Origin of the sequence: Nostoc sp. UCD121 (genome assembly GCF_014222285.1) — a bacterium.
In the GTDB taxonomy this organism is placed as follows: Bacteria; Cyanobacteriota; Cyanobacteriia; order Cyanobacteriales; family Nostocaceae; genus Nostoc.
In genome coordinates, this window is the sequence record NZ_JACKZS010000155.1 from 1 (window position 1) to 18,775 (window position 18,775).

Genomic DNA, 18,775 nt, shown 5'->3' on the forward strand with positions numbered 1-18,775 from the left:
GTGTACCTATATGCAAAGCAATATTCCTCAAAATATTAGAAATTAGTATATTAATACCAAGTATTTCATTACGATAGCCACCAGGTTCACCCAATGGCGAACCAAATAAATTATAATTACGTAAATAGTGACTAATATTCAGTAATAAAGATATACTTCCTACTATTAAGGCTGTCTTCCATATTTTCCAGCGTAAACTTTTAATCTGGTAAAATCCAAACCAAATCAAGAAAGGAAATACATAAAAATAAGCAGTCCCTTTACTTAAAATAGCTAGTCCTATGGTACTACCAATATTAAATGAGTTAGTCCAAATATCTCTTCTTCCTGCTTCGATAGCTGATAGTAAGTAGTAGGCAAGACAAATTACCCAAAATGCAAGCACATAATCATTTTGAGTGCTTGAAGCTTGCAAAATTCCCATAGGAATTGTTGCAGTTATAACAGCAGAAAAAACCTGACCTCGTAAATCTGCTTCAAGTTTTTTAGCAATTAATGAGACTGCAATAATACAGCCAATCATGCTAAACCATTGAACTAAGTTAGCGAAGTAGTCACCATCACTCAGGATTTGAAAGTGCAAAATTACGAACTCTGACCAAGGGTTTTGATATAGCTGTGGAGTATAACTTGTTGGATAATGAGCAACGCTATAATTTTGTATCCAATGAGCAACACGACTCATGTGATAATCCATAGAATCCCAGTTATTTGGTGGTGCGATGATGGCAATTAATCCAACTATTGCTACAACGAAACCTACACCACATAACAATAAATTTACGAAGAATGGGATTTGAGTATTTTTATCTGCTTGGGAGTAATTATTTGTCTCTAAAATATTAGGGGTTTGGTAATTTAACCGAAAGCATATATAAATTAAGATGATACATATCAATCCCCAAGTTGCTAATATCCAGGCAAAAGTAATTAATTTAAAAATACTCAAAAATTCTGTGATGACAGCGATAAACATTCCCCAGTAAGTAGATGTTAATATCAGCGATTCACGCCAATCGGTACGATTTTTATTAATTAACCAAAAAATAGCAATCCAAGAAAGGAGAGGCAAAAATATAAACATAATAAAAACTAGACGAATATTAGTATTCGTAATTAATCAATGCTTGACAAGTATATGCAATAGCTTAGGTTTTCTTAGCGGACTGTATTTTTATGGGTTGTATAAGCCATTAACAAAAAAATAGTGTGGTTTTACCACAACTATTTTAATTAATACACATCGTTAGGGGCGCAAGACCTTGCGCCCCTAAGACTTAAGCATTGGTATTATTAATTTCTCGCGGTGTTCGTCGGTGCTGTATTAGCAACCCAATCGCCATACCAATGCCGACGAAGGCTGTAAAGTAAAATAAACCAATTAATCGGATATAAATTGGTGGTGCGATCGCTTCAACTTCCACTTCTTGCGCTACTTTCACTGGTGCAAATTGACGGTTAGATCCTGGTAGAGGAGTTGCTTCCACTTCGATTTTGTGGGGTGAACCATCAAAAAACTGTTCTTGCCATCTTAACTTACCTTGCTCGTCGGGAATACCTTTGTAGTCAAAGACTGTTAAATTATGTTCTGTAGCGATCGCTTTTACCTGCAACGCTACATCTGTGATCGGTTGTCCGGTTGCTGTATCTTTCAGTTGTAGTGCTAAATTCGCAAGTTTTCCGACAGTTGCGTTTTTATCTCCGTCAAGGCTAATTTCCAATCCCTGAGATTTCTGAGATGATGGTGCAATTACTTCGGTGCTACTTGGGTGGTGTTCGCTGCCATGAGCTTCTGCAACTTCTGCACTAATATTGATAACTAATAGGGTTACTATAGCCACCACTGTCAATGCACTTAATAAAAGGCGTACTGACTGTGGCGCAATTTCTCCTTGTTGTAGTTCTCCTTGTCCACCGATAACCCAACCACCTAACAATCCAAGTGATAGTAAAATAGCTGCGATAACCACAAAATATTTATATTTGGTTGGATTTTCGTGGACGTTCAGATTTAAAGTTTGCTGATATGGAGTAAAAGCATTTGCGACTAAAGGTGACACATTCACTATTAGTTGGTACTTACCACGAATGGGTAACATCTGCTGAATTTCTAGCTTACCATCAGGTGGAGTAGCATCTATTTCCAACAATTTTGTTCCTTCAACAATAGGGAAATCTGTTGTTAACCAAGGATTACGCGGTGGCGTTAGAATTTGTAAGCTAATTTTGGTATTTTCTAAATGTTTACCCGCAGCATCAACAGCTTGTAACGTCAGGGTGACAGGAGATTGTGGTTTTTTTGCCTCTGCTTCAAAGGGAAGAATACGTTCTAAAGTTGGGTTGGTAGAGAGTAGCACTCTGGATGTAGGAGTTTGGGAATTCCCTACAAAAGAATAAAGAATTGACAAGGTGATGCAAACAGCACTGATAACCCCAAAAAGTCGATATTTTTTCATAAAAACTTACGGTAAATGTGAAACTTTTGTACTTTTTACAACTTAAATAAGCTTTCATGTATATGAACCACATCCGTCGTAGTAGGGTCGCAAGGCCTTGCGACCCTACCTTATGGTCTATTTACCTGAAAATCGCTGTAAAGCTTAATAGCAGTGGATGAAAATTACTCCAGATTTTTATTACTAAACCTCATCTATGTTGAAACCTAGAGTTTTTTAAAAGATATATTTATGTAGGTTGGGTGGAGTGAAACGCAACCCAACATTACCACCAAATTTTATGTTGGGTTACGCTAACGCTGCACCCAACCTACAAAACTACGGTTCTCAAGGTAGACGAGGTTTAAGTAAAATAATTATTCATAAATTCAGACACCATCCAAAATACAGTTAAGGTAATGTGGAGATGAAAAAAAGCATCTCTACATTACCTAAAAGTTATTTCCAAGCAAAAAAGCTGGTGCGAAACCTGCGATATTTTAGCGTTGTAACTTTGTTATGTTAACTAGCAAAGTTTTTCATTCACCTAAAAAATCTTGTGATTATGATAATTTAGTGACATGGAACGCCTAATGTATGGTGACGCGCTGAGTGTGCTGTGTTATGAACCGCAGGATAGGTGGAGAACAAAACAGTCCAGATAACTAAAGAAGATAGCAGCATATAAAGTGTTACCTGCACAGGCTTGGATAAGGTAATACCTGCGGTTTTCTGCAATACTGACATTTGAGAAAAAGTAGTCATTTTTGACCTCCTATAATTAATTTGGGTAATTTATCAATCAAAAGGCATGATGCCGCTTGATTGGAAAAAGATATACGATCAACTTTGGATTTGACAAGTGTGTATCAAATGTATTGTGTAATTTGACTTTAGTGAATACTATACTATCCTTTGAACATCGGCTCATCAGGATGTAGAAATCTCCACATAAAATCCATACAAATAACAAAAGAATGACACATAGATTTGAATGACGGCATTTTCAAAGCTGATAACACGAAGGTAACAGATTAAAATTAAAAATCAAAACTGCTCATGTTACCAAGCATCCAAAATTACTTGAAATGTAATTTATGTTATCTCTAAGCTAATTAAATGCGCTAGTGATTACCGATATTTGCTTGCTTGTGTTTATATCCAAGATGCTATTATACTCATTGTTTGTATTATAGGTATTGCTGAAGCAATAAGCATATCAGGAATAGGCATAAAACAGTTAGTTTTTGCTAAACATAATTTATACATAATTTAAACGTAATAATACTGTTTAAATAAAGCAAGTTTGGCTAGAATTTTCAAAGACTGATTCTAGCTTGATCTAGATTTAGCAACCTAAATAACAGTTTTTAAGCACTATCAAATTATTGACAATAATTATTAATTCCTCTAATATCTAAAAGCAATTGCAAATCTTTTGCAATTCTTTTTTGGTGCTAACCGTAACTAAATGTCATGCCCAACAACTTCGCTCTAGGTAACGGAAACCCTTGGAGCCGCCGTCAATTATTGAAGCTGGGACTAGCAGGTGCTGGAGTGACAGGTGCAGCTGGACTTTGGCAGATGCTAAATCTACAAAGTAAGTCAATCGTTAAAGTGCCACCATTCAACATGGAAGCACCAGACGATGTTACTAACCCGATGAAGATGTTAAGGGATTTTGATTATGGGACGGTAAAGCAAGAAAATGGGCGGACTATCCGTGAATTTCAGCTAACTGCTGGTACTTCCATCATAAAGATCAATAGTGCTGTCTCTTACAACATCTGGGACTTAAATGGTCGCATACCAGGCCCAACGCTACGGGCTAAACAGGGCGATCGCATTCGGGTACTATTTCTCAATAATGCGGGACATTCTCACTCCTTGCATTTTCATGGGGTTCATCCGGCGGAAATGGATGGTGTTCGCCCAATCAGCAATGGTAGTGCCACAATTTATGAATTTGATGCTGAACCCTATGGCGTTCACTTATACCACTGCCATATTGAACCTGTTACCCGCCACATCGCTAAGGGACTGTACGGGATGTTTATCATCGATCCACCGACTCCTCGTCCCCCGGCTGATGAGATTGTACTAGTGATGGGTGGGTATGACGTAAATGATGACAGCCATAACGATTATTATGCTTTCAATGGTCTGCCGCACTATTACATGCATAATCCCATTCGTATTTACAAAGATCAGTTGATTAGGCTGTATGTCCTCAACATCATTGAATACGATCCAGCAGTGACTTTTCATCTCCACGCCAACTTCTTTGATGTCTATCGCTATGGCATGAGTATGACTCCTAGCGAGAAAACTGATGTGATTACGATGGGTGTAGCGGAAAGGCACATCTTGGAATTTGCTTTTCGCTACCCAGGTAAGTATATGTTCCATCCCCATCAGGATGCGATCGCAGAAAACGGTTGCATGGGTCAATTTGAAGTACTTACTGAGAGCAACTCTCAAAATACTGTTAAAAAGTCTTAAATAAATAATTTGTCATTAATTTATTAAAATTTTAATTCAACTAGTTGATAAAAACTGTCATTATATGTCAAAGTAAAGTCTACTACAACGTGTCAAACAAACTAGCTTCTACTAATAGTTTGAAATGTTTCAATTAATACCTTTTTATTGGTGTGAGGAGCAAAAATGATAAAAGTTCGTTATATCTGCTTAAGTGTTGCAACTGCGGCAATAATTACCTTGAGTTCCTGTAGCAGTACACCAACGGCAGAAAATCCATCAGCACCAGTTGCTAGTACCCCAGCGACAGAGGCAGTCAGTAATAACAGTCATAGTGGTCATGGTGGCAAAGAAAAAATTAACATTAACACTGCTATCTTGTCACAATTAGATAAGTTTGAAGCCAAACTAGGTGTTCCAGCTTTATCTAACAAAATCCAGGCAGGTCGTCCTTATGGCAGCCCAGAAGATTTAGTTACTAAAAAAGTAATTACTCAAGAACAATTTGACCAAATTAAAGACCAGGTTGGTGTTCAAGAAGTGGCACTCACGGGTGAGGCAAAAGATGTTGACTACATGAGTAAATTGGGCTTAATGAAAGGGCATCTTTTGGTAGCACAAGAACTGCTAGATCAGAATCAGCCAAAACAAGCAGAACCTCATATTGGACATCCAGTTGAGGAAATTTATGTTGATGTAGAAGACCAATTAAATGAGCGCAAAGTCAAAGAATTTAAGACAACATTAGTGAGTTTGCAAGATTTAGTAAAATCTAGTCCGAAGGATAGCAAGGTTAAAACTAATTTTACTTCTTCAGTGCAAGCAGTTGACGGAGCGATCGCAGCTTTGCCAGAAGCTCAACGCTCAAAACCAGGATTTGTACTACAGGTAATTAACGAACTGCTAGATTCAGCTAACTCCGAATATGGTGCTGCGATCGCCAATGGTAAAATAACCGCGCCAATTGAGTATCAAGACTCCCGTGGTTTTGTCGTTTACGCCAATGATTTATACAAAGGAATTTCTAGTCAAGTAGCTCAAGCAGATCCCGAAGCACACAAAGCGATCGATGCTAGTTTCGCTGAACTAATAAAAGTTTGGCCTAGCGCCATCCCACCAGCTAAAGCAGTCAAAACCCCTAGTGATGTCACCAAGCTGGTGAAAACCATTGAGGAAAACTCTCAAAAAGTAGTTGACAGATCCAATACCCAAGCACAGCGATAACACTTTGTTTTAATGGAAAGCTGATGCGAAGGAGTTTAAAATGATGAAATCGTTAAGAGTTAGGAGTTATGAATTAAGAATCCTGATTTGCTAACTCCTAACTACTAACTTCTACCTAATTACACTCCATTCGTTACTTGAACTAAGAACTGATGCAAGAACTTGACTATAAAAAGACTATCGACTTGCTGAACGCCATCATGGAATTTGAACTAGCAGGAGTAGTGCGTTATACACATTATTCTTTGATGGTGACTGGCCCTAACCGTATTCCAATTGTGGCTTTTTTCAAAGCACAGGCAAGCGAGTCTTTACTTCATGCTGAACAAGTAGGAGAAATTCTCACCGGTTTAGATGGGCATCCCTCCTTGAAAATTGCCCCAATGGAAGAAACTTACCAGCATAAAGTCAAGGATATCTTGGAAGAAAGCTTATCTCATGAAAGAAAGGCATTGGATCTGTATAAAAATCTGCTCGAAACTGTCACCAATGCTAGTATTTATCTTGAAGAATTCGCTCGCGGCATGATTGGGCAAGAAGAGATGCATAATCTCGAACTGAAAAAGATGCTACGCGATTTTAGCTAATAGTCATTAGTCATTAGTCATTAGTCATTAGTCATTGGTCATTAGTTAAAAACAAATTCAAATGACAAAGGACAACTGACTAATGACAAAAGACAAAAGACAAAGGACAAAAAATGAATTTTAGTACTGCTCTACCTACTTTTATAATCACACTCCGAGAAGGAGTAGAAGCGGCCCTTGTTGTTGGTATTGTGCTAGCGTTGCTAAAAAAAGCTAAACAATCCCGACTCAACTCTTGGGTATATGCTGGTATTGGCGTTGGCATTGTTGTCAGTGCTTTTATAGGTGTGCTATTCAGTTGGGTAATTCAAATACTGGGAGCAGCGAATCCTCAATACACCTCGGTAGTTGAGCCAGCCTTGGAAGGTGTATTTAGCGTATTAGCGATCGCAATGCTGAGTTGGATGCTAATCTGGATGACTAAACAAGCCAGATTCATGAAAGCTACGGTTGAAGGAGCAGTAACAGAAGCGCTGACACAAAATTCAAATGCTGGCTGGGGTGTTTTTACTTTAATTTTAATTGCCGTTGTCCGCGAAGGCTTTGAAACTGTTCTGTTCGTTGCTGCTAATTTTCAACAAGGATTAATGCCAGCATTGGGCGCTATTGCTGGTTTGGTAGCAGCAACAGCCATTGGAGTGCTGCTATTTAAATGGGGTGTCAAAATTAACATCCGCCAGTTTTTCCAGGTAATGGGCATTTTCTTAGTGTTGATTGTCGCTGGGTTGGTAGTTTCAAGCTTGAAACACTTTGACGAATCTGTGGCTAATCTTGCCCTTAGCAGTCGCGCTACAGAAGGACTTTGTTTCTATTATGAGCGTTTTACAAAAGTCCACTCCTGTATTTTGGGGCCAATGGTTGCAAATACTTCCACAATCTTGCCTGACGAACAATTTCCTGGGATTATTCTCAAATCTTTATTTGGTTATAGAGACAATCTCTATCTTGTACAAGCAGTGGGATATGTGACCTTTTTACTCACCATTGGAGGACTGTATTTCCGCAGTCTTGGAAGTCCTTCTCCCGAAAGTAAAAAAAATATCCTCTTTGGTCAAAAACCGATTAGTTCTGCAAAAGATTAAAAGCACAAACAACGATAACCCCGATTTATTAAACGCGATGTGCAACTTATCCTTAGAACCCCACTTCTATTCCTCTACCCTACAGGGAGAGAGGCTTTGATTCTTGCTCCCCTTCCCTACAAGGGAAGGGGTTGGGGGTTAGATCTGAGAGAAAGTTGCACACTGCGTTATTAAATAAGTCGGGGTTCTGAAGCCTTACAATTTTCAGAAATTAAATTAAGATTACTAATTATATTTAATTCAACTAAGTGCCCTGTGGTGCAAACAACACTTGCTTAAGTTGCTGACAAGCCTTTTCAATTGCATCTATACTACCTGGATTCACTAAACCATAATAATCAAATACATAGACTCGGTTATTTTTAGTTGCTTTTAATTGCTGCCAAAAAGCTTCCTTCTTCAGCGAATCTAAAAGTGCTACTTCCGAATTACCTTGTGGAGGATTAACCAAAATTATTACCTCTGGATTTGCTTCTAAAACTTTCTCCGCCGAAAGCGTCACATAGCCACCAATAGGGCTTTTTCCTTGTAAATCTGCGGCGATATTTTTCGCCTGAAATTTTGCTAACAAATCCCCAGCCCAACTATTTTTATTCGGCGATAAAATTGGTTGACGACTAACCAGCGCTAAAGTAAAAAAACTCTGAGTTGGCTTTTCTGGCAATAAACTTTTATAACGATTTAACAAAGGCTGAGGATCAGCATCAATTTTTTTAGCAAGGGTTTTAGTAAGTTCTTCTAGAGATTCCCAGTTATTCACCTTAGCTAGTAAAGTTGGAATTCCTAGCTGCTGAAGTTTTTGAATTGGGATGTTAGAAAAACCTTCTGCGCCAATAACTAAATCTGGTTTTAATGTCACCACTTTTTCTAAGTTTGGTGGGTTTTGTCCTTCACTAACACGGGGAATATCTTTGAACCTTGAGTCATTCTTAAATAATTTACTACCAGTGATTCCGACAATTTTTGTTGGAGCAAGTCGAGAGATGATATCCGCAGAAAGAGAAGAAAGAGCAACAACTCTTTTTGCTGATTCTGTTGGTAATTGTTGAGAATTTGTCTTGGTCGTCTCAGTCGGGTTTGGGACTTTTATTTGTGGCTGCTGAGTGGTTGCAGTCGTGCAAGCAGCTAAAACTATACTCATTAAAAGTGCTAAAGCAGATAAGAGCCAACGACGATGCATATTAAAATTCCTTCTGGAGTAAGATTGCATAAAAAGAATACTTAGTACCACATTCAAAAATCGCAAATGTAGCTTTTAGCAATATATAGGAATCCGGTTTAATTTCTGAAAATATCCGTAGGATGTGTTAGCGACAGCGTAACGCATCAAACCCTTGAGAATAGTGCGTTACGAACTCCGTTCTAACACACTCTACAATACCTAATTTCGTTCAAAAATCAAATAGTAATCCTATAGCTGGGATTAACACCACCAGAGATTGAAAAGATGTGGTTAATGACAATATCTAAAAATCAAGCTCTTCTTGTTTCAAAAAAACTATCGGTTATGGCAGCTTTTTACTAACTAAGGTAGATTTCGCATCTACCTAATAGTAGATAATTTTTTCAGATATACGTTTTTATTTTTATAAAAAATGCGGCAACACAAATAAGGCTTTGGCAGTCTTGAAAAAATAGGTTTTAAAACCCTTGCGGCTTAATTATATAATTCGATACACGTTGCCCACAATTATCTAAATTGGGGTCGATGATTATAGTGTCCATCTACTGCTAGGTATGTCTAACCATCCTTTGAACGTTGCAAGACCAATATTATTTTGGCGGCGTATATTTGCTGTTCTTTTCACTACTAGTTCGTTGCTCCCCAACTTTGGAACCGAACCAGCAAGGGCGCAAGCAACCCAATATTGTCAGTTATCATCATCGGCGGCGCAAGAAAAAGAAAAATTACGTTTATCAGCGCTCAAAGGCAATCAAGATGCCCAAACCCGCTACCAAAGCTTACTAAAAAAACAGGCACAGGAATTACAGGAGTGCCGTACACGGACTTGGCCACAAATCCAAGCTCTCTGGTTGCGCTTGTATCCCTGTGACATTCAGCCAGGAATAATCGACCAAATTATGGATCGCATTGTCAACCGTGGCTATAACCAAGTTTATTTGGAAGTATTTTACGACGGACAGGTATTATTGCCAGCAAAAGCTAACCCAACGGCGTGGCCTTCTATAATTCGCACTCCAGGGACAGAAAACATCGATATACTCGCTACAGCAATTCAAAAAGGTCGACAACGCGGTTTGAAGGTCTACGCCTGGATGTTTACTAACAATTTCGGCTATACTTACGCCCAGCGCCGAGATCGAGAAAGTGCGATCGCTCGCAATGGCAAAGGTCAAACCAGCCTATATGTTGTAGATAACGGCTCTCAAGTGTTTATCGATCCCTACAACTCCCAAGCAAAAAGCGATTACAACCAATTAGTAAAAGAAGTTTTGCGCCGTCGTCCAGATGGCTTGCTATTAGACTATGTGCGCTATCCTCGCCAAGCAGGAAGTGATTCCATTGCCACCAAAGTTTCAGATTTATGGCTATATAGTCCCGCAATTCAAGAAGCTTTATTTAAACGGGCGCTTAATTACAAAGGACTAGACTTAATTCGCCGCTATTTGAGCAAAGGATATGTCACCGCCGGAGATATCGCCCAAATCGATCAACTTTATCCCCAAGAAGGTGAACCCCTTTGGCAAGGACGCATTCCGCCAACAGCGCAAAAATCAATTCTGTCTCCAACCGATAGACAACCACTTTTGCAATGGGAATTGTGGCAGCTAGCAGTTGCTCACGCAATGCAAGGAATTCTAGATTTTGTCAACATAGCCAGTTACCCAGCAAAGCAGCAAGGAGTTCCCACGGGAGTAGTGTTTTTTCCTGATGGCAACCAAACTGTAGGACAAGGGTATGATTCTCGCTTACAACCTTGGGATCGCTTCCCCGCTACATTAGAGTGGCATCCCATGTCTTATGGAAATTGCGGTAATGCCAGTTGTATTGTGGCGCAAGTGCAACGAGTTGTAAGTATGACAAAACCGGGTACTAAAGTGATTCCAGCTTTAGCAGGCAAATGGGGAGAATCGATTAGTAATCGTCCATCCCTAGAAGTGCAAATGCAGGCACTCCGAAAATTTGCCCCCCAACTTAAGGGAGTTAGCCATTTTGCCTATTCTTGGCAATATCCTCAGAATGATAACGATCGCAAATTTTGCCGCATTCGTTAAACAGCAAAGGGTCAATTTCGCCAATCACCTAATTGTGTCGTCAGGAAATAGCGGACATGATCTACAAATGATGGGCCCCAATTGTGGGTTCCATGTCCCATGCCAGGAACAACATAACAGTCACCATCCAGAAAGCGCCTAGCGCAAGCACGAGCATCTTTAATGTTCACAATGCGATCGCTAGCGCCCACTAAAAAGCGAACCCGACGCGGAGGTTTTACCCGCTCAATATAAGTCATGGGGTTGCACGCCTGAGCATACTCATCAGGGTATTTCAGATTTTTAGCTAATTGTAAAAGCTTAACTACAGGTTTTAGATTCGGTTGCACTCGATCCAGCACTGCTTCTGCGATTCCACCCAAGGGTGAAGCTGCTAAATCTGGCAAAACCAAGTAACCCCAACTTTTGGCAAAAGACTGGAGATCGGCATGACCAATCGTACCCAATAACCGCTGCCCAATACCATCAGCAGTAAAGGCATAAGCGGCTTGTAAAACTCCCATACTGACACCGAATAATGCCAATCGATTACCGAGGGCATAGCGATCGCCACAAAAGTCACGAACTCTGGCAATATCAGCCGCAGTCCGGCGAAATAAGCACAAAAGTAACTCAGTATCAAATGAGATACCCCTGTCAATTAAAGGTTTAATCTCATGGTCTGCGATCGCTGTGAAGGTTCGCACCAAGCTGCGCTCACCAGCCAAGGGCGTATCAAATAAAGCTACAGCTATACCCATTTGTGTCAGCGTCGATACGATGAAGCCATTCCAGCTATAGGGGGCGGTCATTCCTTGCAAACCAATCACCAATGGCGTATCTTGTGAAGATCGATTATGTGGCAGAAAAACAGCAACCGGAAAACCACTTAATCGTTCATCAATATCAGCTACCCCAGTATAAGAAAAAGGCTCGTGAAACCAATAGCGATGACCATTTACGCCGTCAAAATTAATTGCATCGGGCCCGTAGATAGGCATAGTGGATGATACAAAAGCTAACTAATCGTTAAAGACTAGCATTTTTCTCAAGAAAGAATTCAGGAGTCAGAAGCCAGAATGGGCTAAATGCCCCGCTACCGCTAACAGAATGAGTAAGTGGGTTCTTCCTTTTCTTCCTTTGTGTCCTTTGCGTCCTTTGCGGTTCGTTAAAAAAATTCTGTATTCTTCTTTAATTAACTTAAAGCCAAATCCTCTGGTGTATTACAGTTAAACAGCATTTCGGGTTCTGGTAAAGGCAAAACTTGCACAGGATATTGCCGCAGCCATTGCTGAAACGATCGCCCCCCTTGGTTGATAAACTCTAAAAGTTGTGGTAAATAACGACGGCGATAGAAACCACACAGAGGTTCCCAGCCTTTAGGATGATGAGCTAAAGCTGCGATCGCATTATCCCCCACACTATCAAGTCTAGTCACCCATTCTTGCAACACCTCAACTCGCAACCTTGGTAAATCGCAAGCCAGCAATAACACCCATTCTGTCTGCACTTCGGCTAGTCCTTGAGCAAAACCGACTAAAGGCCCGTGGGTGAGGGATTCGCCAGATAAAGGTACTTCTCGGATAAATTGACAACCAGGCAAAAGCAAATCTTGATAGCGTTCTGGCCAGGGAGTGACTATATAAACCGTATCAGAACAGCTTTGAGCGATCGCACAAACTCGCTGTAACAACGGCACTCCTTGAATCGGAATCAAGGCTTTATCTTGACCCATGCGAGAACTTTTACCGCCAGCTAATACAATGGCGGTTAATTTGCTACATGAGTTAATAGTCATTCGTCAAAAAATAGAGGGTAAAAAACGAGTCAAACTAAATTAACCCCTGACGCTGAAAGTAGAATAAATTTATCTTCTACTTAAACCCCATCATGGCTATCCAAGAACTCGAACAACAACTCCTTCAGCTTTCTCCCAACGATAAACTTTACATCATCCAACTCCTTGCCCAAAGCCTGACGACACACAACAACACCCACCCAGATCAACCAAGCAAACTCTCAGAGTTTTTCCGTCAATCCCCCCTTGAACTCACCGAAGAACTCAACTTTAGTCGAGATCGCACTCTTCCTCGTGATGCCTTCACCCCATGACTTATCTCCTTGATTTCCGAACTTGTTGCCAAACAACCAAATCAACAAGTTTTAGATTGACCATACCAATTCTGTATGATGATGCGCTAAACCATAAGTACAAGAAAGAAAAACGAACCGCAAAGGACGCAAAGGACGCAAAGAAAGAAGTTAAAAGGGTTTGGTGCAGCCTCAAGAAATGGTATTAGATGCCCCTATTTCACGCCCTCACCTGACTTTTCTCTACTTGCTGCAATAAATGTTCTACACTTTCTGCTGGTGCAAGACACTTCAAACCTTGGCAAACTAACCCAACGCTTCCCTCTGGTAAATCAGATGTTATGGCAAACACAGATGCTGGTAGAAACTTGGGGATCAGCGAGTTTATTTGCTCAGTTGTACTGCGAATCAGGGTAGAGTTACGATACCAATCCAAGGCTGTAAATAAGCTAGGACAAGCTTGGGGAGCGCGATGCATTACACTCTTAAAAGCTTTCAAACCAAGTTCGGCTAAATCTAAATAATCTAGATTATCGGTGAGTAAAGCGAGACGGACAAGATTAGCGATCGCAATTCCATTCGCTGAAGGTGTCGCATTATCCGTGTAACTCCGCTCTCTAACAATTAAATTTTGACTAGAATCGCTTGATGTGTTATTGTAACCACCTAATTCCACACTCCAGAGAAATTCGTTGAATTCATCTTGGATAGCGATCGCATTTTCTAACCATCGCTGATTCTCAGGGTTGGAAGCTTGTAAATCTAGCAGAGCTTTAATAAACAAAGCGTAGTCTTCAGATTGGGCTAAAACGGTTGGTTCGCCTTGATAGTTGAGTCGCTGAAAACGCCCATCGACAAACTGATTTTCCAAGATAAAATTCGCTGCTTGTGCTGCTAATTCCAAATATGATGGTTGTTGGAAAACCCCAGCAGCCTTAGCTAGCCCAGAAATCATCAAGCTATTCCAGGCGACAATCATTTTCGTATCTGTCACCGAGGGAATGCGACCTGGCCAATTAGTGGTTTTTGCTTCTTGGTTGTTACGAGCCGGAGGAAAAGTTTCTAGCGACTCAGAGATAACGCCATAACGAGCGGTAAACAGCTTATTCAGTGAGGTTTCTAGCGTTTCACTCAGTTTCCCTGAATTCCTTCTTTGTAAAACATTGCGTCCTTCAAAGTTACCGTTAGGGGTAACAGTAAATTCTTCTTGCAATTCCGTTAACTCTTCAGGTGTTAACAGTTGTTGGACTTCGCTGAAACTCCAAACATAAAAAGCTCCTTCTTCTGGTTCTACTGCCGTGGGTTCGGTGAAGCTATCGGCATCTTGAGAAGCATAGAAGTAACCTTCAGGTGCGGTCATTTCCCGTTTTAGCCATTGTACAGTACCAGCAATTGCTGTCTCAAACGCTGGTTCTTGGATTCCTGCACTCCATAGATTTGCGAGATACTCCACAATCTGCCCATTGTCGTAGAGCATCTTTTCAAAATGCGGTACTGTCCAAGTCGGGTCAACAGTATAGCGATGAAAACCACCACCTACATGGTCATAAATGCCTCCCAGCGCTAAGTCTAGCCCTCGCTGGGTACAAACTTGCTTGCCATCATAGCGAGATTCAAAATTAAATCGAGTCCCCCGCAGTGCTAATTCTGTGTAGGGGATCATCGGAAAGCTATTACCAGATTGACCAGGAGTAATTACACCCGTGCTGGTTTCCCAACCTTGGCGGAGTAATTCGCGGTCTTCAAGCTCAGTTGTTGTACCATCTTGCAACACCGCAGACGTGAGCAGAGACTCAATAATTAAGGCTTTGCGTTGCTGTAATTCTGCTTTTTCAGTATCGTAATAACGGCGAAGGGCTTGCAACACCTGCAAAAATCCGGGACGACCATAGCGTGGGTCTACAGGGAAATAAGTCCCAGCGTAAAACGGCACTAAATCTTCTGGAGAAAGAAAAATATTTAAAGGCCAGCCCCCTTGACCGCTCATCATCTGCAAAGCTTGCATATAGATGCTATCGAGGTCAGGTCTTTCTTCCCTGTCTACTTTGATGGGAAGATAATTGGTATTCATGTAATCAGCGATCGCACTATCAGAAAAAGCTTCGCCTTCCATGACAGTACACCAGTGGCAACTAGAGTAGCCAATGGAGAGAAAAATCGGTTTATCTTGCGCCCTTGCAGTTGCAAGCGCTTCGTCACACCAAGGCCACCAATCAATGGGGTTTTCGGCGTGTTTGCGGAGATAGAGGCTCTTAGCTTCAGCAAGGCGATTAGTCATGATCAAATGCAAATAGTTGCCTTCTTTGCTCAGTCTACCTTGTTCCCAAGACTGTTAACCTAGACAGCTATGTATATGCAAGATAATCCTACAAGCGACTTACCCCTTGAGTTGGAGTAGTGTACGTCATTGATATCGCCGACACCTGTGTAATTTGTGAACTATTTTTATTGAAAAGATCGCAATAGCAAGCTGACAATATTTGGTGGCGTTTCTTGCACAGGTGATGCTGTCTTTGATTGAATTAAAGTATTGGGGCTAAGTCCTGCTATCAGGTGGAGCAAGAAGGTGATGATGGCGGCTTGTATAAGTTTTTCCAGCATGGCACGTCTCTCTCTGAGGGGATAGCATTTCAATTAGGACTGGTTATTCTGAATACACCTCGTACTATCGATTTACCGAATCTAACAAAAATAACTTGATAATTGCTGAGGGAAATCCTAAAAAAATGTTTAAAATGTTACAGAAATTTAACACAAGTCCCTAAGCAAGTTGGATTTCGGTTATCGGTTTAATGACTACATCGCCAAAGTTATCTAAACAAAGGTCGAGATTATGAAATTGGCGATAATTAGAGTTTTTTGATTTGTTCTTCCCTGCATGGGATATTCTCTTAGACACCTTTTGCGGCTAAAAAGTGCCCTTAAAGGTTGAAAAAGAGGCAAGGGAGCAGGGAGCAGGGGGCAGAGGGCAGGTGGTCACTGAGCGTAGCCGAAGTGGAGCAAGGGAAAATGTTGAAGTTATTTGCGTGAGAACAGTAGAGATAAACCCCAGTTTCGTGCTGTCACCGATAAAATGTATTTAAAGTAGCCACAAACACGCTTCCATGATTCCTATCGTTATTGAACAATCGGGTCGAGGTGAACGCGCCTTTGACATCTACTCACGGCTGTTACGTGAGCGCATCATCTTTTTGGGACAACAAGTTGACAACAATATTGCCAACTTGATTGTTGCCCAACTGCTGTATTTGGATGCTGAAGACCCGGAGAAGGACATTTATATGTACATCAATTCTCCCGGTGGTTCGGTGACGGCTGGTATGGGCATTTTTGACACTATGAAACATATTCGCCCTGATGTCTGTACAATTTGTACCGGATTGGCGGCGAGTATGGGCGCTTTCCTCCTCAGCGCGGGTGCTAAGGGTAAGCGGATGAGTTTACCCCATTCTCGGATTATGATTCATCAACCTCTCGGTGGCGCTCAAGGACAGGCGACTGATATTGAAATTCAGGCGCGGGAAATTTTGTATCACAAAAAGCGGCTAAATGATTATTTAGCCGACCATACAGGTCAACCAATTGAGCGCATTGCTGAAGATACTGAACGTGACTTCTTCATGTCACCAGAGGAAGCCAAGGACTACGGTTTGATTGACCAAGTGATTGACCGTCACGCCGCTGGTAGCCGTCCAGCAGTTGCTGCTGTTAATTAATACTCACGATTGGTAAATGGTGATTTACCACTTTTAAATCCCAAAAATAACCCCTCTTCATAAGTGAAGAGGGGTTATTTTTGGAATGGGTGGACTGCTCAAGTATTTAATACCGATTTGGACAAGTGACTCACTCAAATCCCGCTAATGGGTCTGAAATTTCGTCTAATGTTGGTGTCGCTTGAGGTGTAAGGTATTGAAGGAAGTCTAATAATTCTACTTCTGTCAGCAAAGTACGCGATCGCTTCCCATAATTTTTTTTGAGATGTTCCCTTTCCTGTTCTCTTGTCCAGCCTAATCGCTGCATTTCAACCTTAATTTTGGCAATCAGAATTTCGTGTAACGTTGGTGATGCCGATTGAGGTGCAAGGTATTGGAGGAAATGTAGTAATTCAAATTCTGTAAGTAAACTAAGCGATCGCTTCTCATAGTAGTTTTTCACACGTTTCTGTCTCTGCTCTGTTGTCCAACCTAATCGCTCCGTTTCCACATTAATTTTGGCAATCAGAATTTCTAATGGTGGTGTCGGTTGAGATACAAGGTATTGGAGAAAGTCTAATAACTCGACTTCTGTAAGCAAAGTAAGCGATCGCTTCTCATAGTAGTTTTTCAGATGTTCCTGTCCCTGGTCTGTTATCCAGTCTAATCGCTGCATTTCAACCTTAATTTTAGCAATCAGAATTTCGTGTAATGTTGGTGTTGGTTGAGATACAAGGTAAAGGTATTGGAGAAAGTCTAATAATTCTAATTCTGTCAGTAAAGTACGAGCTCGCTTCCCATAATTTCTTTTGAGATGCTCCCGTTCCTGTTCTCTTGTCCAGCCTAATCGCTCCGTTTCGACATCTATTTGAGCAATTACTTCAGAAAAATTCACAGGTTCCATAGCTTCGTTAATGTTTCAACAGCCTACGTCATTTGTCATTAACCCTTACCAATCACAAATGACAAAGGACAAATGACAAATGACAAATGACAAATTAAAATCCCGCTATTGGGTCAGGCTGAGATTGGAGGTATTTAAGGAATCCGTGTAATTCTTCTTCAGTTAGCAAAGTACGCCCTCGTTTACCGTAGGTTTTAATCAGATGCTCCCGCCCCTGTTCTGGTGTCCAGTTTAAACGCTGAAGTTCGACATCTGTTTTTGCAATCACATCCGATAAATCCACAGGTTCAGCTTTCTTCTTTCTCTTCCCTGTCACTGACGGGGTAGGGACATCCTCTTGAGGGCTGTAACTCCGGGGTGTAAATGGTGTGACATTATTAGCAGAAATTGCTGGAAAGGTTTGATTTTCTGGCTCGTTACTAAACGTTATTTCCAAGTTTTCAACTGGAGGATCAAATTCTAGCTCCCGGTTGGTAGTCACAGGAAAGTTTTGACTTAAATCTTGGCTATAGTTATCGCTTGGTAAAGACGCAGCACTACTGTATTCGTACTGTTCGTTACTGGGTGTTACTACTTCTGGTTTGATGTTGCGGACTTTGGAAGGCGGTATAGATATTTCTTTGTCGCTAACCTCTGGCCATTGACTACCGACAAAATCCCCAGCTTTCGTAGAAGAATAAGTAGATTCACTCAATCCACCTTTGGTATTCAAGGAGGGATTTAGCTGCGCTGGAGAAATTGAATTTGAGCTAAATTCTACTGATTGTGGTGGCGCATTTGTAATACCCAAAACTATCAACGCCCTAGTTCTGGCCTGGTCTTCTGCTGCTTCTACTGTTTCTGCTGCTGCCATACCCGTCGCACGGGTTACGCCTTCAACTTGTACGCTTGCCCGGACAATATATTTTCCTTGAAAAATTTGCACTAATTCAGAAATCAGACTGCCCTTGGGATACAAGCTCTGGAATTGAGCCAACATAATACTACTACCAATCTAAATCTTTTGGGGACTTGGGATTGGGGACTGGTGACTGGGAACTGGGGACTGGGGACTGGGGAC

Annotated in this window: 18 protein-coding genes; 8 read left to right on the forward strand and 10 right to left on the reverse strand. The window is 41.0% G+C overall.

All coding sequences use genetic code 11. The annotated features are described in order from the left end of the window. Both GNF10_RS25810 and GNF10_RS25815 read right to left on the reverse strand, forming a co-directional pair. Window positions 1-1,084, reverse strand: a 1,084-nt coding sequence (locus tag GNF10_RS25810) for a glycosyltransferase family 39 protein (protein WP_185607264.1), incomplete at its 3' end; no start/stop codon positions are given. A gap of 193 nt (window positions 1,085-1,277) precedes the next feature. Further along, window positions 1,278-2,456: a hypothetical protein gene (locus GNF10_RS25815; RefSeq protein WP_185586976.1), complete on the reverse strand. Its 1,179-nt coding sequence runs from the start codon at window positions 2,454-2,456 to the stop codon at window positions 1,278-1,280. A 247-nt stretch (window positions 2,457-2,703) separates the two neighbouring features. Between GNF10_RS25815 and GNF10_RS25820 the strand changes: the two genes are divergently transcribed. Then, the gene (locus GNF10_RS25820) at window positions 2,704-2,850 is read left to right on the forward strand and encodes a hypothetical protein (protein WP_185607265.1); all 147 of its coding nucleotides are present in this window, start codon (window positions 2,704-2,706) and stop codon (window positions 2,848-2,850) included. Window positions 2,851-3,008: 158 nt separating this feature from the next. Here the strand turns inward: GNF10_RS25820 and GNF10_RS25825 are convergent, their stop codons facing one another. Next, window positions 3,009-3,200, reverse strand: a complete 192-nt coding sequence (locus GNF10_RS25825; RefSeq protein ID WP_185586978.1) for a CbtB domain-containing protein — start codon at window positions 3,198-3,200, stop codon at window positions 3,009-3,011. A gap of 711 nt (window positions 3,201-3,911) precedes the next feature. Between GNF10_RS25825 and GNF10_RS25830 the strand changes: the two genes are divergently transcribed. The 4 genes from GNF10_RS25830 to GNF10_RS25845 all read left to right on the forward strand — a co-directional run bounded on the left by GNF10_RS25830 (window position 3,912) and on the right by GNF10_RS25845 (window position 7,809). Beyond that, a complete protein-coding gene (locus GNF10_RS25830) occupies window positions 3,912-4,937 on the forward strand; it encodes a multicopper oxidase domain-containing protein (RefSeq protein WP_185586979.1) in 1,026 nt (341 codons plus the stop codon). Between the two features lie 165 nt (window positions 4,938-5,102). Further along, complete coding sequence (locus GNF10_RS25835) at window positions 5,103-6,140, forward strand: helix-hairpin-helix domain-containing protein (RefSeq protein WP_185585043.1); 1,038 nt, start codon at window positions 5,103-5,105, stop codon at window positions 6,138-6,140. Between the two features lie 152 nt (window positions 6,141-6,292). After that, window positions 6,293-6,727: a bacterioferritin gene (locus GNF10_RS25840; protein WP_185585042.1), complete on the forward strand. Its 435-nt coding sequence runs from the start codon at window positions 6,293-6,295 to the stop codon at window positions 6,725-6,727. A 113-nt stretch (window positions 6,728-6,840) separates the two neighbouring features. Continuing rightward, window positions 6,841-7,809, forward strand: coding sequence for an FTR1 family protein (locus tag GNF10_RS25845; protein WP_185585041.1), 969 nt, complete (start codon window positions 6,841-6,843; stop codon window positions 7,807-7,809). Between the two features lie 244 nt (window positions 7,810-8,053). Here the strand turns inward: GNF10_RS25845 and GNF10_RS25850 are convergent, their stop codons facing one another. Then, complete coding sequence (locus GNF10_RS25850) at window positions 8,054-8,989, reverse strand: ABC transporter substrate-binding protein (RefSeq protein ID WP_185585040.1); 936 nt, start codon at window positions 8,987-8,989, stop codon at window positions 8,054-8,056. 557 nt (window positions 8,990-9,546) lie between these two features. Between GNF10_RS25850 and GNF10_RS25855 the strand changes: the two genes are divergently transcribed. Beyond that, window positions 9,547-11,046 (forward strand): family 10 glycosylhydrolase, encoded by a 1,500-nt coding sequence (locus tag GNF10_RS25855; RefSeq protein WP_185585039.1) that lies wholly within the window; start codon window positions 9,547-9,549, stop codon window positions 11,044-11,046. Between the two features lie 11 nt (window positions 11,047-11,057). Here the strand turns inward: GNF10_RS25855 and GNF10_RS25860 are convergent, their stop codons facing one another. Then, window positions 11,058-12,026 (reverse strand): alpha/beta hydrolase, encoded by a 969-nt coding sequence (locus tag GNF10_RS25860; RefSeq protein ID WP_185585038.1) that lies wholly within the window; start codon window positions 12,024-12,026, stop codon window positions 11,058-11,060. Between the two features lie 194 nt (window positions 12,027-12,220). Further along, window positions 12,221-12,823, reverse strand: coding sequence for a molybdenum cofactor guanylyltransferase (locus GNF10_RS25865; protein ID WP_185585037.1), 603 nt, complete (start codon window positions 12,821-12,823; stop codon window positions 12,221-12,223). A gap of 92 nt (window positions 12,824-12,915) precedes the next feature. Between GNF10_RS25865 and GNF10_RS25870 the strand changes: the two genes are divergently transcribed. Continuing rightward, window positions 12,916-13,137, forward strand: a complete 222-nt coding sequence (locus GNF10_RS25870) for a hypothetical protein (protein WP_185585036.1) — start codon at window positions 12,916-12,918, stop codon at window positions 13,135-13,137. Between the two features lie 199 nt (window positions 13,138-13,336). Here GNF10_RS25870 and GNF10_RS25875 read toward each other — a convergent pair whose 3' ends face one another. Further along, complete coding sequence (locus GNF10_RS25875) at window positions 13,337-15,394, reverse strand: thioredoxin domain-containing protein (RefSeq protein ID WP_185585035.1); 2,058 nt, start codon at window positions 15,392-15,394, stop codon at window positions 13,337-13,339. 167 nt (window positions 15,395-15,561) lie between these two features. Next, the gene (locus tag GNF10_RS25880; protein ID WP_179072865.1) at window positions 15,562-15,717 is read right to left on the reverse strand and encodes a hypothetical protein; all 156 of its coding nucleotides are present in this window, start codon (window positions 15,715-15,717) and stop codon (window positions 15,562-15,564) included. A 503-nt stretch (window positions 15,718-16,220) separates the two neighbouring features. On the opposite strand from GNF10_RS25880, the gene clpP reads away from it, so the two are divergent. Next, a complete protein-coding gene (gene clpP / locus GNF10_RS25885) occupies window positions 16,221-16,832 on the forward strand; it encodes an ATP-dependent Clp endopeptidase proteolytic subunit ClpP (protein ID WP_185585034.1) in 612 nt (203 codons plus the stop codon). Window positions 16,833-16,962: 130 nt separating this feature from the next. On the opposite strand, the gene GNF10_RS25890 is transcribed toward clpP, so the two are convergent. Further along, window positions 16,963-17,715, reverse strand: a complete 753-nt coding sequence (locus GNF10_RS25890; RefSeq protein WP_185592555.1) for a hypothetical protein — start codon at window positions 17,713-17,715, stop codon at window positions 16,963-16,965. Window positions 17,716-17,809: 94 nt separating this feature from the next. Next, on the reverse strand, window positions 17,810-18,694 hold the full coding sequence (locus GNF10_RS25895; RefSeq protein WP_185585032.1) for a hypothetical protein: 885 nt from the start codon (window positions 18,692-18,694) through the stop codon (window positions 17,810-17,812). Window positions 18,695-18,775 lie beyond the last annotated feature (81 nt).